Here is a 20,819-nt window from a genome sequence, read left to right on the forward strand (position 1 = left end):
AAAAATGAATTTAGTAGAAGATACATTATTAAAAGAAGGTAAAATGCTCCCTGTGATGGAGCATTTTTACACTATTCAGGGAGAAGGAGCACACACCGGAAAAGCCGCTTACTTCATTAGGCTGGGTGGCTGCGATGTCGGCTGCCACTGGTGCGATGTAAAAGAAAGCTGGGATCCTACATTGCATCCGTTAATGAATGCTGAAGAAATTGCAGAAACTGCTGCCAAACACTGTAAAATTGTTGTTTTGACCGGCGGAGAACCATTAATGTGGAATTTAGATATTTTAACCTCAAAATTAAAAGAATTAGGATGCACGGTTCATATAGAAACTTCCGGAGCATATCCTATGAGTGGACAGCTGGACTGGATTACCCTTTCACCTAAAAAAACAGGACTTCCAAAAGAAGAAATATATCAAAAGGCGCACGAATTAAAAATGATTGTTTTTAATAACAATGATTTGAAATTTGCCGAAGAGCAGGCTGCAAAAGTTTCTGAAAACTGTAGACTGTATCTACAAAGCGAATGGAGTAAACGTGAAGAAATATATCCTAAAATCACAGATTTTATACTTGCAAATCCCCGTTGGCAGGCATCAGTTCAGACGCATAAATATCTGAATATCCCGTAATTTTTGTTATTTTAGCTGATGATGTTACCCCAATAAAATTAGATGCAGAGAATACGGTACTCAAGATATTTAAAATCAATTATTTTATTGCTAGACCTGTTGGTGATTGCATCTGTTTTTGTATTCTTTTTTTTTAACAGAAATCAGGATTTGATGCATGACAGAGAGGTTTGGTCACAGAATTCTTTCTCCATACTTCTTCTTATTTCATTCTGGGTCTTATTAAGCGGAAGGACAAAAATCTACAGCATATCAAGAAATCTTACGTATGTAATATTTATAGAGCGCATTTTGATCCACTTTCTGTTATTTACCATTGGTTTGGTACTCATTAGAAAAGTAAGCAATAATCAGTTCTTTAGTTCAGAACTTACTTGGCTGTCTCTTTATTTCTTCTTTTTTATTATTCTGACGAAATCTTTCGTGTACTTTATCATAAAATATCTTCGCTCTTTAGGAATTAACAACAGAAATGTCATGTTTCTATATGAAGATAAATCTTCTGAAATCCTTAAAAACATTCTCAATGAGAGAAAAGATTATGGCTATAAACTCTTCAGGTACGACTCCACAGAAATAAATGCAAATCAACTTATAAAATTCTGGAAAAAGAACGGTATTCATACGCTGTTTCTTCCTACTGACTCGCCTTTTTCCGATGAAACAAGAAACGAGATTTTCAGAACTGCAGAAGCTAATAAAGTTCACATTTCCCTCATTCCTAATATTTCGCAGAGTGATTATTTCTTCTTTGATCTGGATTACATTGATACACAGCCTGTCTTACATCAGAAAAAATATCCTTTAGATTATTATTCCAATTTTATTTTAAAAAGATCATTTGATGTTATATTTTCATTATTGGTCTTAGTTTTGATTTGTTCATGGTTGTTTCCGATCATTGCATTAATCATTAAATTTAACTCAAAAGGACCTGTTTTTTTTATACAGAAAAGATATGGTTTTCACGAGGAAGTTTTTAACTGCATTAAATTCAGAACAATGATTTTGAATGATGAATCTGCATCGAAAACTACGAGCGAAAACGATTCAAGGATTACCCGGTTTGGTAAATTTTTAAGGAAAACAAGTTTAGACGAGATGCCACAGTTCATTAATGTTTTGAAAGGTGAAATGTCAGTTGTAGGTCCAAGACCTCATATGCTGGCTGTTGACAATTATTACAAACCGAAAATAGGAAGATATACTTTGAGAAGTTTAGTCAGTCCCGGAATTACAGGCCTGGCTCAGGTCAACGGCTTACGCGGAGACTCAGGAAATGTAGAGGCAGAGATGAATAAACGTGTGCTTGCTGATGCTTTCTACGTAAGAAACTGGAGTTTTGTACTCGATTTGATGATTGTTTTGAAAACCATTATACTGGTAGTAGTGGGTGACAAAAACGCCAAGTAAATAAATAAAAAATAGTCTAATTTAGCAGAATGTTAAAAAAGTTTTTTACAGCCATAGGAGAATATATGATTCTTATCGGTAAAGCTCTTCAAAAGCCTCAGAAAATGAGAGTTTTCTGGAAGCTTTTTATGAGAGAAATCAATGATTTGGGGGTCAACTCATTTGGGTTGGTTACTTTCACCTCGATATTTGTCGGAGCTGTGGTTTCTATTCAGATGTTTAATAATTTTGATGCATCTTCGTTCCCAATTCCGACTTCATTTGTTGGGTATGCAACCAAAGCAGTTTTGGTACTCGAATTTGCGCCCACGATCATCAGCCTTATTTTAGCTGGGAAAGTAGGTTCATATATCGCATCAACAATTGGTACGATGCGTGTTTCTGAACAGATTGACGCATTAGATATTATGGGAGTCAACTCTCCAAATTTCTTAATTTTGCCTAAAATCATTGCCTGCCTTATTTTTAATCCCATTTTGATTGCTATAAGTATTGTTTGTGGTATTTGTGGTGGATATATTGCAGGAATTCTAACAGGAAACTGGACAACCGCAGATTACATCACAGGTATACAAATGTATATGCCCAATCTTTTTGTATATTATGCATTTACTAAAACGATTGTATTTGCATTTGTCATTGCAACAGTTCCTTCTTATTTTGGATATTTCGTGAAAGGGGGTTCTTTGGAAGTTGGTAGAGCAAGTACGCAAGCTGTGGTTTGGACGATGGTTTTCATCATTATTTCCGAATTAATTTTAACACAATTAATATTAAGCTGATGATTGAGGTAAAAGATCTTAAAAAGAGTTTTGGTGATGTTGAAGTGCTTAAAGGAATTTCAACCACATTCGAAAAAGGAAAAACCAATCTTATAATCGGGCAGAGTGGTTCCGGAAAAACCGTTTTTCTTAAAAGTTTGCTTAATGTTTATCAGCCCTCTTCCGGAGAAATTCTGTTTGACGGAAGAGACATCAATGTGATGAATAGAGACGAAAAGCAACAGCTCCGCTCAGAAATCGGAACCCTATTCCAAGGGAGTGCTTTATTTGATTCATTGACCGTGGAAGAAAATATTATGTTTCCTCTCGATATGTTTACGAACCTTACTTTTAGAGAAAAGAAAAGAAGAGTTTTTGAAGTTATCGGGCGAGTTCACTTAGATAAAGCCAACAGAAAATTTCCGTCAGAGATCTCTGGAGGGATGCAAAAACGTGTAGCGATTGCCAGAGCAATTGTAAACCATCCAAAATACCTTTTTTGTGACGAACCCAATTCCGGGCTAGATCCTTATACTTCCAATGTAATTGATGATCTTTTGCTTGAAATTACAAAAGAATATAATACTACTACAATTATCAATACTCATGACATGAACTCTGTAATGACGATTGGCGAGAAAATTGTGTATTTGAGATTAGGAATTAAAGAGTGGGAAGGTAATAAAGACATTCTGATCACTGCGGGTAATAAAAACCTGATAGATTTCGTTTATTCATCAGAATTATTCAAAGAACTAAGAGAGTATTTATTAGAAAATAATAAAACCATAGAGAATACAATTTCAAAATTAGACGACAATGAAAAAAATAACTAGTATCGCGTTATTAAGTTTCTCGATTTTTGCATCTGCGCAAATTTCGCTTGCAGCCAAAGCCAATGTTTTAATTCCTACAAGTTCTGCTTCTTGGAAAAACCTTAAAACAGCAGCCAGCAATGCAGTAGAACAAAAAGGAAAAAACATCACTGGCTTCAACGCAGGTTTATCTCTGAAAATTGATCTGCCTACAAGATTATTTCTAATGCCGGAAATCTATTATACCAATTTCAGCAATGAGGTGACAATAGCGAATGACATTAATGCAGAACAAACTACTGTAAAAGCAAAAAGTAGCAGAGTAGATATTCCTGTTTTGGTAGGAGTAAGTCTTTTGGGAGATTTGTTGAGTGCTTATGCGGGTCCGGTAGGAAGTTTTAATCTTGCTAAAGGAGACAATTTCGGTAGTTTTGTACAGAAAGTTGATGCAAAAGAATTTACTGTGGGATATCAGTTAGGTTTCCAAAGTGAAATTAAAAAAGTAATTCTTTCTGCAAAATATGAAGGTGCTTTTTCTAAAGACCAGAGAAAGTACATCAATTCGGTTGCAGGATCTAGCCAGGAAATTAATTATGACAACAGATCAAGTTTATTTATGCTTGGTTTAGGATATAAATTTTAATAAATTAAAATTTCAAACATAAAAAATCCTCAAATTAAATTTGAGGATTTTTGTTTTGATATTCAATCTCTGCTTCGCGCTGTGCGATGATTGCAGCTTGTTTTTCTAATTCTTCTTTATCTTTTTGGAGCTGTTTGAATTCCCTTCTTTGCTGTTCAGCTTTAATTGCGGAGCCTTTACTCACGTAGCCGATCATTCCGCCAATAATAAGTCCGATCCCGATTCCTGCCATGACTCCCATTACGTGGGAAATTTCAATTCTGTTAACCGTAAAATCTGTCGTGAGATAAAATAGCAATGCAGATACCGCTAAAAGGATGAGTCCTGTAATTGATATACCTTTCATAATAATAAGATGTGTTTTTGATATGAATATAACAATTAACTAAATTAAATCTTTCCTCCAGCGTTCTTATAATATTGCAAAGCTTGTGGCAAATCTTTTTGTATTCCCGAAACTCTCGTATCCGGACTTGGATGGGTAGACAAAAACTCTGGCTGTCTTGCTCCAGATGAAGATGCTTCCATTCTGTTCCAAAAAGGAATAGCCTGTCTTGGATCATAACCTGCCATTGACATCAGATATAATCCCATTTTATCGGCTTCAGATTCTTGATTTCTGCCGTATTTTAGCAACACAACCTGAGAACCAATAGGATAAACACTTTGAAAAATAGCTGCTGTTTTTTGATTTTTAATTGCTAATCCTGAAGCTGTACCCAAACCTTGAGCAATCATAGATTGAGAAATTCTCTCATTACCATGACCTGCTAATGCATGAGAAACTTCATGACCCATTACTACAGCTAAGCCGGTTTCATCTTTTGTAATCGGAAGAATTCCTGTATAGACAGCAACCTTTCCTCCAGGCATACACCAAGCGTTTACCTGCTTATCCTGAATTAAATTAAATTCCCATTTATAGTTAGCTAAATCTGCTCCTCTACCAATGCTTGAATAATATTTCTCAGCTGCAGTTTTTATTCTGTTGCCTACATTTTTTACGCTTTGTGCTTGTGAGCCGGTAACAACTTTAGATTCAGTTAAAGTTTGTTTGTATTGTTGTAACGCCATTGCTTCAATCTCCGCATTATTTGCAAATTGAAGAGAAGATCTTCCTGTGATAGGATTTGTTGTACAAGCCACTACTGCTAATGTTATTGCTCCTGCTCCTAAAAGATGTGTTATTTTCATGTTGTGCATATTATAAGTTGAACCTTACAATTTCCATTCCAAAACATAAAAGGTTAATAGATTTGCATAGATTTTGCTATCTAAATAGGAAAATAAAAAAGTATCATGCAAAAATATATTAAAATAATATCCCTTTTTATAGTCGCAGTAACCTTTCAGAGTTGCTCGGCACAAAACACATCAGATCCTCAGATCGTCACCAATTTAGTAAGTTCAGATGAGTTTACTTTTCATGCTGAGAAAGCAAACCCAATGAATTATGATGTGATTAATGTTGTAAATTCTATTCCTAATGCACCTCAACTTCGAACATTTCAGATTTCGGGTGAAAACTACGGAATTGAGATAAAGAAAGGAGTAATGGAAGTTACTTTACCTTACTTTGGAAGAGCTTTTACTTCAACATACGGGAGTTCTGACAACAGCTATAGATTTACATCAAAAGATTACGCAGTTACAAAAACTCAGAGTAAAAAAGGAAATTGGGTTTACAAAATTAAGCCGAATGATGTGAGAAATGTTTCAGATATCAATATTGAAATTTATAAAAACGGAAGAGCATTAACATCAATCAGAAGTAACGACAGACAACCGATTTCTTATGACGGATACATCTCTAAAAATGAAGAAATTAAAGAAAAAAAGATTGACTAATATTAATTTTTATTAAGAAACTTTTCTACAAATAATTTTGCTTCGGTACTGGGATTCGAAACCAACGCTGAAGCATTTTTTTTATGCTCAAGATAAGCTTCTTCAAGCGATTCATTTCTTTTCATCATATTTAAAATATATTCCTGAACCCAATATTCAAAGCGTTTTTCTGATTGCTCAATACGTACTTGTTCAAATCGTTCTGTTTTCTTTTTTAAGTCAATAAATTCATTAATTTTCCGAAAAACATCTTCTAAACCTTCATTGTATAAAGCAGAACCTAATAAAACAGGAACTTTCCAGTCTTTTTCCTTCGAAGGAAGAAAATCTAAGGCTCGTTTGAGCTCGAGTCTTGTATTTTTGGCTTTTTGTAGGTTGCTTTCTTCCACTTTATTAATGAAAATCACATCCACCATTTCCATGATCCCGCGTTTGATCCCTTGAAGTTCATCTCCGCCGCCAATAATTTTTAAAAATAAAAACACATCAGTAATATCCGATACCAGAACTTCAGATTGTCCTACACCAACAGTCTCGATCAAAATATAATCATACCCTGCAGCTTCGCAAATCATCATCGTTTCGAAAGTGGTATTGGCAACACCACCCAGAAAACCGGAACTTGGTGAAGGTCGGATGAAGGCATTTTCTTCTTTAGACAATTCTTCCATCCTTGTTTTGTCACCCAAAATACTTCCTTTGTTGATCGCAGAACTTGGATCAATGGCTAGAACCGCCACTTTTTTACCATTTAAAATAGCCAGTCTTCCAAAATTTTCAATAAAAGTTGACTTTCCTGCACCTGGAACTCCTGTAATTCCCACGCGGATAGATTTTCCGGTGAAAGGCATGATTTTTTTAAGTAAATCTTCTGCCTGATTACGATGCTCAGATTTTTTACTTTCTACTAATGTAATAGCCTTCCCAATCAGGCGTTTATTGCCGGATTGTATTCCTTTTATTAAGTCTTCGGTAGAAAAATTCATCTGATTATTTCTTTTGTCCCTGTAAGATCAGAAGCAACCTTTTTGATTCAATAATTCAAAAATATAAAAATAACCACCAAAAGAAGAGAAAATGAGATATTAATTTTAATGTTTATAAATTAATAATCTTTGTACAAAGCCTTTCGGGAATTGCTTACTTTTGTTATCAATCAAAAATAAACTTCATGAAAAATATATTAATCGCAGGAACTTTTGCAGCTTTTTTATTAGCATCTTGTACCCCGAAATCTACATCAGTAGCCGAAGCTCCAAAATCTATGACCAGTACTGCTGAACAGATCGCTCAAGGAAAAACAATATTTGAAAACTCTTGCAACAGATGTCATAAACTTTACGAACCTACACAATTTACCTCTGTACAATGGGTAGGAATTATGAACTCAATGGCTCCAAAAGCAAAACTGAGTGATGAGCAGCATCAATGGGTTTATGATTATGTAGTTTCTGTGAAAAAATAATCAGATCAATCATTTCATTTCACCAAAAAATAATAATATGAAAAAGTTAGTTTTAAGTATGATCCTGGGTTCGGCTTTCCTGGTATCGTGCGGACCAAAAAGCACAGCCGTCACTGGACCAAAATATACTGCCTCTGAACAATTAGCGCAGGGACAAACCATTTTTGAAAACTCCTGCAACAAGTGTCACAAGCTACCGGATCCTGCAAAACATGATGATCAAGGCTGGATCAAAACTCTGAGCAGAATGGCTCCTAAAGCCAAATTGAATGATGAGCAACACCAAATGGTTTACGATTACTTGATTTCTGTAAATAAGAAATAATCTTTAAAAACAAAAAAGGAGACTTATTTCGTCTCCTTCTTGTTTTTAGATCTTTTGTTGGGCATTTTAGATTTAATAAACTTCTTACGCTCTTTTAAAACATCAAGACTGTGCAATGTAAAGCAATACTTTGCAGCTTCATTTAAAAACTTTAAAGCATTGGGAAAACTTCCCCTTTTTTCTGACAGCAAAGATCTGAAAAACCAAATCGTTGCTTTATCAATCCCTTTTATTTTGAGGGAATATTGAATCAGTTTTTCAGCTTCCTGCAAATCTTCATTATCCAAAAGACATTTGATATAATATTTTGGTGTGTTAAGATTCGTAACATCACATTGCATTGCTTCCTCGAAATAGAGTTTTGCTTTTTCGTAATCAATAAGCATTTCACTATAAATCCTTCCCATCAGACACAGGCTGTCTGCATCTTCAGGATCGTAAGAAAGCGCATAATTCAACGCTTCCAGGCAATCCGGCAAGCTGTAAGGATAATTATCCAAAGCTTCGAAATAATATTTACTTTTAGTTAAGGTCATTTCTGTAGTTTTTTAATTCATTTTTCAGTTGATTTCTTTCTTTTTTAAAAGATTTTTCCTGATGATTCTTTTTAAAATCAGTTCCAGAAAATATTCGGATCGGGTTACCTCTCTGAACATTCAAATGGTTATTCCACGTTTCCTGCATTTGTTTTTCCAATTGCTGAATATGAAATTCCATCACTTTTTCTTTTAGTCTGATCATTGAAATTTTCTTGTTCTCCAATTGCGAACGGGAATCCTGTACGAAAACACTTTGCCCGGTTTTCGGATATGTTGCACGAACGGCGGTTTCTACCTTATTCACGTTTTGTCCGCCACTTCCCTGACTTCTCGCTGTCTGAAACTGAATTTCTTTTTCATTAAATTCAATTTTCTCCAATCCTTCCAGTTCAAAAATTCCGATAAACCAGTTGCTTCTTTTATGGAATTTTCTAAAAGTGCTTTTTCCAATCCATAAAATGCTTCCGAGCCAGGTTGTAAGAAATTCATTTAAATTTTTGCCTTTTAAAAGGAGAGTTGCAGATTTCAAAGTCAGATTTTCATCGCCATTTTCACGGTGAATGATTTCGTAATCTATTGTGTTATTTTTTGCTTCCTCAAGGAAAACCTTCAGAACTTTGGCAACTACCCATTGACATTCTAAAGGTCCTCTTCCTGAGGTTATTTGTATTATTTTGTCCATTGTTTTTAATTTGTTGTCGGTTGATGGTTGTCAGTTGATGGCGTTAAAAATTCTAACAACCATCAACCAAAAACTAACAACCCAATTACTTATCCATCCTCACAATTCTAGGTTGGAAAGTCCCGAGAATATCTACCAATTCACTTTGAGCGCTCATCACTTCATTGATGTCTTTGTACGCCATCGGTGCTTCTTCGGCATTTCCACCCATTAAAGTGACATTCTTTAATTTTAATTCTTTCTTCATGTCATTTTGAGTGAAACGGTTTCTGCATTCTCCTCTCGAAAAAGCCCTTCCTGCACCGTGCGACGCCGAGTTCAGCGATTCTGGATTTCCTTTTCCTCGAACGATAAAACCTTTTGCCGTCATTGATCCGGGAATCATTCCCAACTCATTTTCGTTGGCCGGAGTGGCTCCTTTTCTGTGAACAATCACTTCTTTTCCGTTGTGGATTTCTTTCCACGCAAAGTTGTGATGATTTTCGATTCTGGCTTTTACTCGTCCGCCCACTGCCTTCACCAATCGTCTGTGAATATCGTCGTGACAGGCTGAAGCATAATCTCCTGCCAAATTCATTGCCGTCCAGTATTCTAACCCAAGATGCGTGTTCAAATCCAGCCAGGCGAAGTTTTGTGCTTCTTTCGGCAACGGACATTGTTCTGTCGCAACTCTTGAATAATACTGTGCGATTTCTGCTCCCAATCCACGAGAACCGCTATGCGAAAGGATTCCGAGATATTTTCCTTTTGGAAGATTGATTTGTTTATCTTCTTCCGTAATTTCAACTTCCCCAAATTCCACAAAGTGATTTCCGCCGCCGGAACTTCCCATTTGTTTGATGGCTTTTCCTTTTAATCTTCTCAAAATCGGAATTAAATTGAAAGTATCCCTGTCGAAAATTTCGTGCTCGACATGAGATTTGTGCGTTTCATACATTCCGAATTTTGTATGCTCGGCAAGAGCTTTCTCATATTTATCTCTTGCGCCGTCAAGATATGAAACAGGTGTATCCAAAATATTCAGGCTCATTCTGCAGCCAATATCCATCCCGACTCCGTACGGAATCACAGCATTTTCTACGGCGAGAACTCCGCCGATTGGAAGTCCGTAACCGCTGTGTGCATCGGGCATTAAAGCTCCCTGAGTTGAGATCGGAAGTTTCAAAGCGGTATACAGCTGGTTTTTTGCTTCTTCAGAAATGTTGTTTCCGAAAATCTGGAAAGAGGCCCGGTTGGTGTTGAGCATTCTTTTCTCTGTTTTTCTGGATGAAAGAAGCGCTTCCGCAATTTGTCCGAATGTTAAATCATTATCGAATTTCTCAGGATTTTGCTGGATTTCCTTTAAAAGAGATTTTACATAATGAATATTTTTGGTTGCAAAATTTCTTTTCATCACTTCCAAAGCGATGTTGACGCTCTGATTGTTTGGATATCCTAATTTTAATATATCTTTTCCTTTTAGTTTTAAATTTCCCATTGTTTTTAAATAAGATGTTAGATATTAGACACGACATGTTAGACATTCCCGCATCGAATATTATTTCAACTAAATATTTAGTTGGTTTTTTTGTCACAATAATTTTATGACAAATGTTGATTTGGAGTTGTAGTTCCTAGCCCCGATGGAAACGGCATCCTTTTTTTGCTTTGGCTGGAAAAGCGAGGGCAAAAAAGATACAGTGGACAGCGGGATTAAGCTCCTGATAAAAATGATTTCGGGAAAACTGTTTTGAGTTTGAAATATTGCGCAATAAAAAACCCGAAATCTTACGACTTCGGGTTTTGATATTTCATTATACTGTTGTTCTAAGAATGTACCAAACCACGAAGCCTCGCCTTTGCAAAAGGCAATCCTACTGATGTATGTTGATTGTATTTGAACATTGCTTCGTTGTTTTTTTGTTGGTTGAACTTGATTTTCAGATGCAAAGATATACATTTTTCTGAATATGCAAATTTTTACCAAAAAATACCTGAACAATTTCTTATTCAGGTATTTTATTTATTGTTGAGATTAATCTTTGGAACCCAAACTATCCATTTCATCGTTCATTCCTTTGGTCGGGGAACTGTATGTTCTTTCAGAGCCTAAAAAATAAAGATTGTGTTTTGCTTTGGCAATGATGCCGTTGTACACATCTTCAGGAAGGCCGGAAGTGTTGGCTTGCGTGTTTTGCCGATCTTCAGCCTGTCTTCGCTGGACCTCAATTGCACCTTTATCATTTAAAGCAGCCTTTGCGCGCTGAGCAGCATCAATATCAGGAGCATAAACAACTACATTGATTTTGCCCACACTTTCTCTGCTGTAAGCATCTAACATTTCGTTCTCATTTGCGAAAATATGATTCCAAAAGCCTGTTGTTCTTTCGTCAGTCCGATAATCATCATCTGAAGATTCATTTTCAAATTTAGATTTTGAAACAATAATATCTTCTTCGTTAAATCCCTGATTTTTTAATTCTGATTTGATTTCCTCTGTATCAACAGTTGCCGGAAATACTGAAATTACTGTATAAGCCATAATTAATATTTTGTTATGACTTACAGTACAAATGCCGTGCAAAAAAGAAATTTCTGGTCTGTCTTAACTTAAATTTAAAACAACAGGTTAAAGTTGAGTGACCACTATATCATTTATTTTGTTGTTTCGTCTAAGAATCTATTCAAAATATCGACTGCACATTTTGGCAAATTGGTTCCGGGACCGAAAATAAAATCTGCGCCATTGGCATACAAAAATTCATAATCCTGCTGTGGAATTACTCCACCCACGACAATCGTAATATCTTCTGCTCCGAGTTTTTTTAATTCTTCAACAACCTGCGGAACCAACGTTTTGTGGCCTGCAGCCAAAGAAGATACTCCTAAAATATGAATATCATTTTCTACAGCCTGTTTTGCAACCTCTTCCGGCGTTTGAAACAACGGTGCAACATCCACATCAAATCCCATATCAGCAAAGGCAGTTGCAACCACTTTTGCTCCACGGTCATGACCATCCTGTCCCATTTTTGCCACCATAATTCTCGGGCGGCGGCCTTCTTCTTCTTCAAATTTCTGGGTAAGCAAAAGTGCTTTACCAAAATATTCATTCTTACCTGCATTCATAGCATAAACTCCTTGTATCGTCCTGATATTAGCTTTGTAACGTCCAAAAGTTTCTTCCATGGCATCACTCATTTCACCTAAAGTAACTCTTCTGCGAGCCGCTTCGATGCATAAAGCCAATAGATTTCCATGTCCTGTTTTTGCGCTCTCACGAATTCTGTTTAAGATTTCTTCAACAGCTTCCTTATTTCTTTCTGCTTTTATGAATTCTAATCTTTCAATCTGTTTTCTTCGAACTTCTGTGTTATCAATATCTAAAATCTCCAATTGCATTTGTTTCAACCCTGATTTAAAAGAATTGACCCCAATGATAAATTCTTCTCCGCTGTCAATTTTGGCTTGCTTTACTGCTGAAGCTTCTTCAATTCTCATTTTCGGAATTCCTGCTTCGATGGCTTTGGTCATTCCGCCTTCTTTTTCAACCTCATCAATAAATTTCATTGCTTCTTCAATCATCTGCTGTGTAAGACTTTCGACCAAATTGCTTCCGCCCATCGGATCAACGACATCACAAATCCCACTTTCCTGCTGTAAAATAATTTGAGTATTTCTTGCAATTTTTGCTGAATAATCTGTTGGTAAAGCAATGGCTTCATCCAGAGCGTTTGTATGTAGAGATTGCGTTCCTCCCAAAGCTGAAGATAAGGCTTCAATGGCGGTTCTGGTAATATTATTAAATGGCTCTTGTTCAGTCAATGACCAACCGGAAGTCTGAGAATGAGTTCTTAGCGCCAGAGATTTTGGATTTTGAGGATTAAATTGCTTTAAAAGCTCAGCCCAAATATATCTTGCAGCACGCATTTTAGCGATTTCCATAAAGTGATTCATCCCGATTGCCCAGAAAAAAGACAATCTTGGCGCAAAATCATCAACATTCATTCCTGCTTTTATCCCGGTTCTTACATATTCCAAACCATCTGCAAGGGTGTAAGCCATTTCCAAAACCGGCGTTGCTCCCGCTTCCTGCATATGATACCCTGAAATAGAAATCGAATTGAATTTCGGAATATTTTTAGAAGTATATTCAAAAATATCGGCAATGATTTTCATGGAAGGTGTTGGCGGATAAATGTAGGTATTTCTCACCATAAACTCCTTTAAAATATCATTCTGAATGGTTCCCGAAAGTAAATCCTGAGAAACACCCTGTTCTTCTGCGGCAACAATATAAAATGATAAAATCGGTAAAACCGCTCCGTTCATCGTCATCGAAACCGAAATTTCATCTAACGGAATTTCATTAAATAAAATCTTCATATCCTCCACAGAATCAATTGCAACACCGGCTTTTCCAACATCGCCGACAACTCTTGCGTGATCTGAATCATATCCTCTGTGAGTCGCCAAATCGAAGGCTACAGAAAGCCCTTTTTGTCCGGCTGCTAAGTTTCTTCTGTAAAAAGCATTAGATTCCTCAGCTGTTGAAAAACCTGCGTATTGACGCACTGTCCATGGTTTCTGAACATACATTGTTGAATATGGGCCTCTTAAAAAAGGTGCAATTCCCGGTGTTGTTTTTGTAAGAGATTCATCTTTAACATCTTGTTTCGTGTAAGATGATTTTAGTTCTAAACCATCTTTTTCAAACGGATACACTTCCAGATGCTTTTCTGATATTGTAAATTGGGGATTTTTATTTTGAATTTCCCTTCTCATGAGTTCGGATTTAAGATTTTAAAAATAAGCATTTTTGGATTAATGTTTTGTGATTGATTTTCAACAGGAAATAAATACATTAGATGTTTTAAAATAATGTTTTTAACAACTTTTTATTTTTAAATTATTCTGAAAATAGATAGGATTTAATCCTATTCTCTACTAAATTATTCCCTAGAACTTTCACCGGTTAATACAAAAAGCGAAATTGTATTGCTACAACTTCGCTTTCTAATTTTGATCTCATAAAAGATTTCAAAATATTTATGATGGTCCGCTTTATTTCATATTACTAAATTTTAACGCAAAGTACGTAAAGGTTTTTGACTCCTAACTGTTTATAAGTTCGCAAAGGCGTTCCACTTAGCAAAGATCACAAAGGATTTTCAATTTATTACAAATTACGGATAATCAGAAAAACATTCAACTTAATAAAATTCATTAAAATTATCTTTAGTGATTATTTCCCAAGCTTTCTAATCCCCATTTCATACAACGCAAAAGAAATAAGATCTGCGTTTTCGCTGATGACCTGATCGGTCGCTCTTCCTGCTCCGTGACCTGCATTTTTTTCAATTCTCACTAAAATAGGGTTTGCACATTTCTGCTTTTCCTGCAGCTCAGCTCCAAATTTGAATGAATGTGCGGGAACTACTCTATCATCATGATCGCTTGTAATAATCATCGTTGACGGATAGCAAGTTCCTGCTTTTACATTATGAACCGGCGAATATGATTTCAAATAATCAAACATTTCTTTGTTATCTTCTGCAGTGCCATAATCATAAGACCAACCTGCACCTGCGGTAAACTTATTGTATCTTAACATATCTAAAACACCAACTCCAGGAAAGGCAACTTTAGCCAAATCGGGACGCATTGTCATGGTTGCACCCACCAACAATCCGCCATTTGACCTTCCGGAAAGTGCCATAAATTCTTTTGAAGTATAGCCTTTATTCTGCAAATATTCTCCAGCTGCGACGAAGTCATCAAATACATTTTTTTTCTGCATTTTCGTTCCTGCATCATGCCATTTTTTTCCATATTCTCCTCCACCTCGGATGTTTGGAACGGCATAAATTCCGCCATTTTCCATCCAGATCGCATTAACTACAGAGAAAGACGGCTGCAAACTGATATTGAAACCTCCGTAAGAATAAAGAATTGTTGGGTTTTTACCGTCAAGCTTAGTTCCCTTTTTATAATTAATCATCATCGGAACTTTTGTTCCGTCTTTTGATGTATAGAAAACCTGCTCGGAAACATAATCTTCAGGATTAAATTTCACCTTAGGCTTTTGGTAAACCTCAGATTTCCCGGAATCTGCATTAAATTTGTAAGTCGTTCCCGGTGTGATGTAATTGCTGAAAGAGTAATACATTTCCTTCTCTTTTTCTTTACCGCCAAATCCTGAAACATTACCTTTTCCGGGAAGTGTAATTTCTCTGATTTGCTTCCCTGTTTTGTCAAACTGTTTTACTTTATCAATCGCATCCACCATGTATGTCGCAAAAAAGTAACCGCCACCGCCGGAAATTGATAATACATTTTCTGTTTCAGGGATTACGTCTTTCCAAGTTTCCGGAGAAGGATTTTGGATACTTGTTTTTACCAAACGCATATTTGGAGCATCTTTATCGGTAAAAATGAAAAGATTATCGCCTTCTGTATCTACAACATTCACATTGATGTCAAATCCTTTATTGATCTGAATGAAGTCGCCACCGTTTTTCAAATCTTTTATATACAGTTCGTTTCCATTGGTAGCATTGGCTGCGGAAATGATCAAATATCTCTGGTCTTCAGAAACTCCCGCCCCTAAATATCTTCTCGGAGTTTTGTCTCCCCCAAAAATCAACTGATCGGCAGATTGCTTTGTTCCTAATTTATGATAGTAAACTTTATGCTTATCGGTCATTCCTGACAATACAGTTCCCTCTTTTGGTTTGTCGTAGCTAGAATAGTAAAAGCCTTCATCGCCTAACCAAGAAATTCCACTGAACTTTACATCTACAATTGTTTCATCGATTTGTTTTTTTGTAATTGCATCAATGATGATGATTTTGTTCCAGTCGCTACCACCTTCTGAGATCGAATATGCTGCTAAGTTTCCTTTTTTATTGAAAGATAAACCGGAAAGAGAAGTTGTTCCTTTCTCGGAAAATTTATTCGGATCTAAAAATACTTCTGTAGTTTTTGTTTTATTATCAGTCCTGTATAACACCGACTGCGCCTGAAGTCCGTTGTTTTTATAATAATATGTGTAATCTCCTTCTTTGAAAGGTGCACCAATTTTTTCGTAATTCCAGATGTCTGTTAATTGTTTTTTGATCTGTTCTCTGAAAGGAATTTTAGATAAATAATTCTGACTATAAGCAACTTCTTCATCTACCCATTTTTTGGTTGGTTCAGAATCGTTTTCTAAATCTCTGTACGGATCTGCAACGGCAGTTCCAAAATAAGTATCGGTCTGATCTCCTTTTATAGCTTTAGGATAATTCATTTTTTGAGCATAAAAAGTAGCTGAAAATAATACTCCAGCCGTTAATAAGATTGGTTTGAAATTCATTGTGATGGATTTTCTCAAATTTAAGGAAAGTTGTGGGAATAAAAAAAACTTCCGATTTCTCAGAAGCTTTACAATATTTTAAAGATAAAAAAAATTAATAATTTTCTTCTTCTCCTTTCATTTTCTCAGCATTTTCTGCCATGATTACTGCATCAATCATTTCAGAAATATCACCATTCATGTATGCATCAAGATTGTACATAGACTTGTTGATTCTGTGATCGGTCACTCTTCCCTGCGGATAGTTGTAGGTTTTAATTTTCGCAGAACGGTCTCCGGTAGAAACCATCGATTTACGCTGTGCAGCAATATCTCCGACAGATTTCTGAACTTCAATATCGTATAATTTGGTACGAAGCATTTCCATTGCCAATTCCCGGTTTGCCAACTGAGAACGAGCTTGTTGACAAACAACCACCATTCCTGAAGGTTTGTGCGTCAACTGTACTTTGGTTTCTACCTTGTTTACGTTTTGTCCACCTGCTCCTCCTGAACGAGAAGTCTGCATTTCGATATCTGCAGGATTTAATTCAAAATCAATTTCTTCAGCTTCAGGTAAAACAGCCACGGTAATTGCAGAAGTGTGTACTCTGCCCTGAGATTCAGTTTCGGGAACACGCTGTACACGGTGAACTCCGGATTCGAATTTCATAATGCCATAAACGCCGTCCCCTTCAATTTTTAAAATAAGTTCTTTATAACCTTTCGCTGCTTCATTAGAATCAGTGATTTCATGCTTCCATCCTTTGGTTTTAAAAAACATAGAATAGGCTCTGTAAACATCTTCCACGAAGATTGCTGCTTCATCACCACCTGTACCGGCACGAAGCTCCACAATTACATTTTTGTCGTCGGCAGGATCTTTTGGGATCAAAAGAACTTTCAATTCTTCTTCTAAACCGGGAAGTTTTGCCTGGGCTTCTACTTTTTCTTCTTTAGCCATATCAACTAAGTCTCTGTCTGAACCATCTGCGATGATTTCTTCAGATTCTGCGATATTATCTAAAGCACCTTTATATTGATTGTAAACATGTACAATTTTTCCTAAATCGCTGTATTCTTTATTTAATGAAGAATATTTTTTCTGATCCGAAATTACGTCTGGCTGTATAATAAGGTCTGCAACCTCATTATATCTTTGTTTTATAGCTTCTAATTTTGGAATTAATGACTTAGACATATTAAAAATTTAGTATGCAAAGATACGGATTTGATGATTAATAAAAAAAGCTCATTTTCATGAGCTTTTGTAAATTTCAATTTGATATTTGGAATTAAGATTTATTGAACAATCATTTTCTGAATGGCAACTCCGTTACTTGTTTTTAGATGAACAAGATAGGTTCCTGCGGGATAATTTGCTTTTAATTCATAGGTTCCGTCTTCATTTTTTAATTTAAATGAATCCATTTTCTTACCACTCATGTCATAAATGGAGATTTCTCCGTTTTTGGCTTTGTGATAAATCAATTTAGCCAAACCGTTTTTCACAGGATTATCTGCAATCTGAAGCGATAATCTTTTATCTAAATTTTCCTCAGCTGTAGATAAAGTCGTGAAAGGATTTCCGTAGATTCTAAATTCTCCTGGTTGAAGTGTGATGGGAGCTGTAGTTGAAGCTACATTAAAAGTTGAATTATCCATCAAGTTTTGCCATTGACCAGTAAAAGGAAAATAAGGAACTACGTTTTTAGCCGAAGTATCGTAATTTGCTAATACAACCACATTTTTCACGCCTGCTGCTAATAGAGGATCATAAATATAAATTCTTGTAATAAGGCCGTTCGGATCGTTCGTTAAGTTATTTGATTCTACTGTGTAAGTTTTAGATCTGAAAACAGGATGTGCGTTTCTAATATTAATAATCTGCGCCCAAGTATTATAAATAGCTTTTCTGTTTGTATTCGTATCATAACCCAAAGTGAAAGCAACAGGTTTTTCGTCTGTACGACAATTGTTATTAATTGTTCCATCTGCACATCTGTTGATGCTGAATTCATATCCCAATTCTCCAAACTGCCAAATCATCTTTGGCCCGGGAATAGTGAAAAATGTAGCACCGAAAGTTTTCATTCTTTCTAAAGAGGTATTCAGATTCGTTACATTATAAGTTCCGTTTACAGCACCATATGCAAGATTTTTAAACATTAACCTTTCTTCATCATGGCTTTCACCATAACCCACACCATGCATATTGGTAAACCCGTGAAGTTCATGATCCATTCTGTCAAAATTGCTGTTTTGGCTATATCCCATTGTATTTTGGTTGTAAGATCCGTTCTGGTTATTCCAAAGCATTACCCCTTTTCCTTCTGCCACTCTGTAATTTGCCCATTGCTGCTCTTCTGCATCTGTTCCTAAATGTTCAAAGATCATATAAGAATTTGGATCGATTGCCCACTGTTGATCTGCATACGCTTTTAGAATATCTACTCTGTCTTGCTGGTAAGCATTGGTACATGCTTCATCATTTGCAGAACAATTTTGAGTAAAACCTTTGGTTAAATCCCAACGAAAGCCGTCAACTTTATATTCTGTTAACCATTGTTGTAATGTTCTTTCAACATAATATTTTGTTGCTGAACTGGTATGGTTAAAATCATTAAAAACATTATAAGAATGCTTTGGAACGGTATTAAAATAAGGATTATTTGCAGCAACGTCTCCGTAACCGTCTCCATCAGGATCTACATTCCAAAGTCTTACCAAAGGTGATCTTCCTGTAGCATGATTAAATGCTACATCTAAAATAACCGCAATACCGTTTTGATGGCATACATCTACAAATTCTTTGAATTTTTCAGGAGTTCCGTACGCTTTATCTAAAGCATAATGGAAGGATGTGTTATATCCCCAAGAAAGATTCCCTTCAAATTCCATAATTGGCATCAGTTCAATCGCATTGATTTTTAAATCTTTAAGATAATTTATCTTATTAATTAATGACTGCCAGTTTTTTTCCTGTGTAAAATCTCTTAAGAGTAACTCATAGATAATTAAATTATCTTTATTGGGTCTTGTAAAGTTGGTAACCTGCCAATTATAGGCTGTCTGTCCTGTTGTGAAAGTAGACACTTCAAAGCCTTGTCCGGCCGGAAATGCAGGTAAATTAGGATAGGTGGCTGCAGAAATATACTGATCATCATAAGACGACAAAATCTGAGGAGAAAAAGGATCTGCCACTTTTTTCAGATCATTGGTTCTGTATTGGAAAGTATATAATTGCTGAGGAGTTAATCCGCTTAGTTCGATCCAGTACAAATCAGGATTTGTGGTGTCTCTTTTCATTAGATAGGCATCATTCACCGCCCAGTTGTTGAAACTTCCGATCACATGAACGAAACTCTTAAATGGAGCATACAAAGCCAAACCAACTTTTGTATTGTCCGCAGGATTATAATTGATTCCCTGTCTGATCCAGCTCGGAATTGCCTGAGAAACTACATTTCTAGGAACCTGCAAAGTGAATGTTGCATTTTTTATAGTTCCATTTGCAGTAGAAATCAGTTCCATGTCTGCATCTGCAGTTACTGTATAACTATAAGTATATGAATTGGAAGGCGTTGAAGTAGAATGTACAACTGTACCATTTGCCTTTAACTGAAACGTTGCATTAATGTTTGTCGTAGCAGTAATATTTATTGCATTTCCTGTAGGAACTGATGTGAGGCTGTTTGCAGCTGGGTTTGTTAAATTTAAATTTAATGTTCCTACATTCACAAAAATATCGGGTGATGTCTGATGGTTTCCTGTTTTAGTTTTAAGTAAAAAGCCAAATCTGCCAATTCCTGTACGTCCATAAAATGAAGTAGGAGTAAACGTTAAAGAATACGTGTCTGTAACTGAATTGTAGGCCAGTTTATTTAACTCATTAGAATTTGTCCAGCTTCCGTTAGTAGGGCAATCCTGGCTGTTCGCATAGCTCTGATCTAGTGACCAAGTCCAGATATAGATTGCATTGTTGGCAACTCCCCAAGCAGTTTCGTCTATCTGATTTCCGGGAACAGATAAAGTAATCTGATCGGTCTCATTAAAAGGATTTGGTGAAATTGTGTAGCTTATTTGCCCAAAAACGCAGACAGCAATAAATACCAAAAATAACGAATATAGTTTCTTCATATGAATATTTTTTTGTTAAATATAAAACAAATACTGCAATTTTATGAATATTTTTTTGAGATTACTATTCATCAAATACTATTCTGAAAAACTCTGCTTCTGTGAAAGCCTTTAGAATACAAGAATCTTTTGGTTTAAAACTTTTAATCATGATTAATAAAAGAATAATATATCTGGTGAAAAAAGAAACGCTTGTATGAATTCTCTAGAAAAGAGAAACCACCGATAAAATCAGTGGT

The 20,819-nt window shown here is 35.8% G+C and carries 20 protein-coding genes; 8 read left to right on the top strand and 12 right to left on the bottom strand.

The features are described 5' to 3' along the window. Window positions 1-4: 4 nt before the first annotated feature. Genes ACZZ9T_RS02860 through ACZZ9T_RS02880 form a run of 5 tightly spaced genes read left to right on the top strand, consistent with a single transcriptional unit; the run spans window position 5 to window position 4,266 of the window. Window positions 5-634, top strand: a complete 630-nt coding sequence (locus ACZZ9T_RS02860; protein ID WP_463429889.1) for a 7-carboxy-7-deazaguanine synthase QueE — start codon at window positions 5-7, stop codon at window positions 632-634. A 42-nt stretch (window positions 635-676) separates the two neighbouring features. Next, window positions 677-2,047, top strand: a complete 1,371-nt coding sequence (locus ACZZ9T_RS02865; RefSeq protein WP_463440844.1) for an exopolysaccharide biosynthesis polyprenyl glycosylphosphotransferase — start codon at window positions 677-679, stop codon at window positions 2,045-2,047. Between the two features lie 29 nt (window positions 2,048-2,076). After that, complete coding sequence (locus ACZZ9T_RS02870) at window positions 2,077-2,829, top strand: MlaE family ABC transporter permease (RefSeq protein ID WP_463429891.1); 753 nt, start codon at window positions 2,077-2,079, stop codon at window positions 2,827-2,829. Then, on the top strand, window positions 2,829-3,644 hold the full coding sequence (locus ACZZ9T_RS02875) for an ABC transporter ATP-binding protein (protein WP_463429892.1): 816 nt from the start codon (window positions 2,829-2,831) through the stop codon (window positions 3,642-3,644). The genes ACZZ9T_RS02870 and ACZZ9T_RS02875 overlap by 1 nt, the downstream gene beginning before the upstream one ends. Continuing rightward, the gene (locus ACZZ9T_RS02880) at window positions 3,628-4,266 is read left to right on the top strand and encodes an outer membrane beta-barrel protein (protein WP_463440845.1); all 639 of its coding nucleotides are present in this window, start codon (window positions 3,628-3,630) and stop codon (window positions 4,264-4,266) included. Before ACZZ9T_RS02875 ends, ACZZ9T_RS02880 begins: the two co-directional genes overlap by 17 nt. Before the next feature lie 34 nt (window positions 4,267-4,300). Here the strand turns inward: ACZZ9T_RS02880 and ACZZ9T_RS02885 are convergent, their stop codons facing one another. Both ACZZ9T_RS02885 and ACZZ9T_RS02890 read right to left on the bottom strand, forming a co-directional pair. Continuing rightward, window positions 4,301-4,612: a hypothetical protein gene (locus ACZZ9T_RS02885; RefSeq protein ID WP_463440846.1), complete on the bottom strand. Its 312-nt coding sequence runs from the start codon at window positions 4,610-4,612 to the stop codon at window positions 4,301-4,303. 44 nt (window positions 4,613-4,656) lie between these two features. Next, the gene (locus ACZZ9T_RS02890) at window positions 4,657-5,460 is read right to left on the bottom strand and encodes a M48 family metallopeptidase (protein ID WP_463429895.1); all 804 of its coding nucleotides are present in this window, start codon (window positions 5,458-5,460) and stop codon (window positions 4,657-4,659) included. A 105-nt stretch (window positions 5,461-5,565) separates the two neighbouring features. Here ACZZ9T_RS02890 and ACZZ9T_RS02895 point away from each other — a divergent pair, with 105 nt between their 5' ends. Beyond that, on the top strand, window positions 5,566-6,114 hold the full coding sequence (locus tag ACZZ9T_RS02895; RefSeq protein WP_463440847.1) for a DUF4251 domain-containing protein: 549 nt from the start codon (window positions 5,566-5,568) through the stop codon (window positions 6,112-6,114). A 2-nt stretch (window positions 6,115-6,116) separates the two neighbouring features. On the opposite strand, the gene meaB is transcribed toward ACZZ9T_RS02895, so the two are convergent. Next, the gene (gene meaB, locus ACZZ9T_RS02900) at window positions 6,117-7,100 is read right to left on the bottom strand and encodes a methylmalonyl Co-A mutase-associated GTPase MeaB (protein WP_463440848.1); all 984 of its coding nucleotides are present in this window, start codon (window positions 7,098-7,100) and stop codon (window positions 6,117-6,119) included. 185 nt (window positions 7,101-7,285) lie between these two features. On the opposite strand from meaB, the gene ACZZ9T_RS02905 reads away from it, so the two are divergent. Both ACZZ9T_RS02905 and ACZZ9T_RS02910 read left to right on the top strand, forming a co-directional pair. After that, window positions 7,286-7,579, top strand: coding sequence for a c-type cytochrome (locus ACZZ9T_RS02905; protein ID WP_463440849.1), 294 nt, complete (start codon window positions 7,286-7,288; stop codon window positions 7,577-7,579). A 37-nt stretch (window positions 7,580-7,616) separates the two neighbouring features. After that, complete coding sequence (locus ACZZ9T_RS02910) at window positions 7,617-7,904, top strand: cytochrome C (RefSeq protein ID WP_463440850.1); 288 nt, start codon at window positions 7,617-7,619, stop codon at window positions 7,902-7,904. Window positions 7,905-7,927: 23 nt separating this feature from the next. Here the strand turns inward: ACZZ9T_RS02910 and ACZZ9T_RS02915 are convergent, their stop codons facing one another. The 9 genes from ACZZ9T_RS02915 to ACZZ9T_RS02955 form a co-directional block, all read right to left on the bottom strand. Beyond that, window positions 7,928-8,440 carry a tetratricopeptide repeat protein gene (locus ACZZ9T_RS02915; RefSeq protein WP_463440851.1) on the bottom strand — a complete coding sequence of 171 codons (513 nt, stop codon included), beginning with the start codon at window positions 8,438-8,440 and terminating at the stop codon, window positions 7,928-7,930. Then, window positions 8,427-9,125 carry a peptide chain release factor H gene (prfH, locus tag ACZZ9T_RS02920; RefSeq protein ID WP_463440852.1) on the bottom strand — a complete coding sequence of 233 codons (699 nt, stop codon included), beginning with the start codon at window positions 9,123-9,125 and terminating at the stop codon, window positions 8,427-8,429. The genes ACZZ9T_RS02915 and prfH overlap by 14 nt, the downstream gene beginning before the upstream one ends. An 85-nt stretch (window positions 9,126-9,210) precedes the next feature. Further along, window positions 9,211-10,602, bottom strand: coding sequence for an RtcB family protein (locus ACZZ9T_RS02925; protein WP_463440853.1), 1,392 nt, complete (start codon window positions 10,600-10,602; stop codon window positions 9,211-9,213). Between the two features lie 329 nt (window positions 10,603-10,931). After that, window positions 10,932-11,054 (bottom strand): hypothetical protein, encoded by a 123-nt coding sequence (locus tag ACZZ9T_RS02930; RefSeq protein WP_463440854.1) that lies wholly within the window; start codon window positions 11,052-11,054, stop codon window positions 10,932-10,934. A gap of 85 nt (window positions 11,055-11,139) precedes the next feature. Beyond that, window positions 11,140-11,646 carry a hypothetical protein gene (locus ACZZ9T_RS02935; RefSeq protein WP_463440855.1) on the bottom strand — a complete coding sequence of 169 codons (507 nt, stop codon included), beginning with the start codon at window positions 11,644-11,646 and terminating at the stop codon, window positions 11,140-11,142. 113 nt (window positions 11,647-11,759) lie between these two features. Continuing rightward, window positions 11,760-13,889: a methylmalonyl-CoA mutase gene (gene scpA, locus ACZZ9T_RS02940; RefSeq protein WP_463440856.1), complete on the bottom strand. Its 2,130-nt coding sequence runs from the start codon at window positions 13,887-13,889 to the stop codon at window positions 11,760-11,762. 460 nt (window positions 13,890-14,349) lie between these two features. After that, a complete protein-coding gene (locus ACZZ9T_RS02945) occupies window positions 14,350-16,395 on the bottom strand; it encodes a prolyl oligopeptidase family serine peptidase (RefSeq protein WP_463442972.1) in 2,046 nt (681 codons plus the stop codon). Window positions 16,396-16,555: 160 nt separating this feature from the next. Then, a complete protein-coding gene (gene prfA, locus ACZZ9T_RS02950; RefSeq protein WP_463429907.1) occupies window positions 16,556-17,641 on the bottom strand; it encodes a peptide chain release factor 1 in 1,086 nt (361 codons plus the stop codon). A 101-nt stretch (window positions 17,642-17,742) separates the two neighbouring features. Beyond that, window positions 17,743-20,580, bottom strand: coding sequence for an alpha-amylase family glycosyl hydrolase (locus tag ACZZ9T_RS02955; RefSeq protein ID WP_463440857.1), 2,838 nt, complete (start codon window positions 20,578-20,580; stop codon window positions 17,743-17,745). Window positions 20,581-20,819 lie beyond the last annotated feature (239 nt).

The organism is Chryseobacterium sp. AC417, assembly GCF_979258215.1.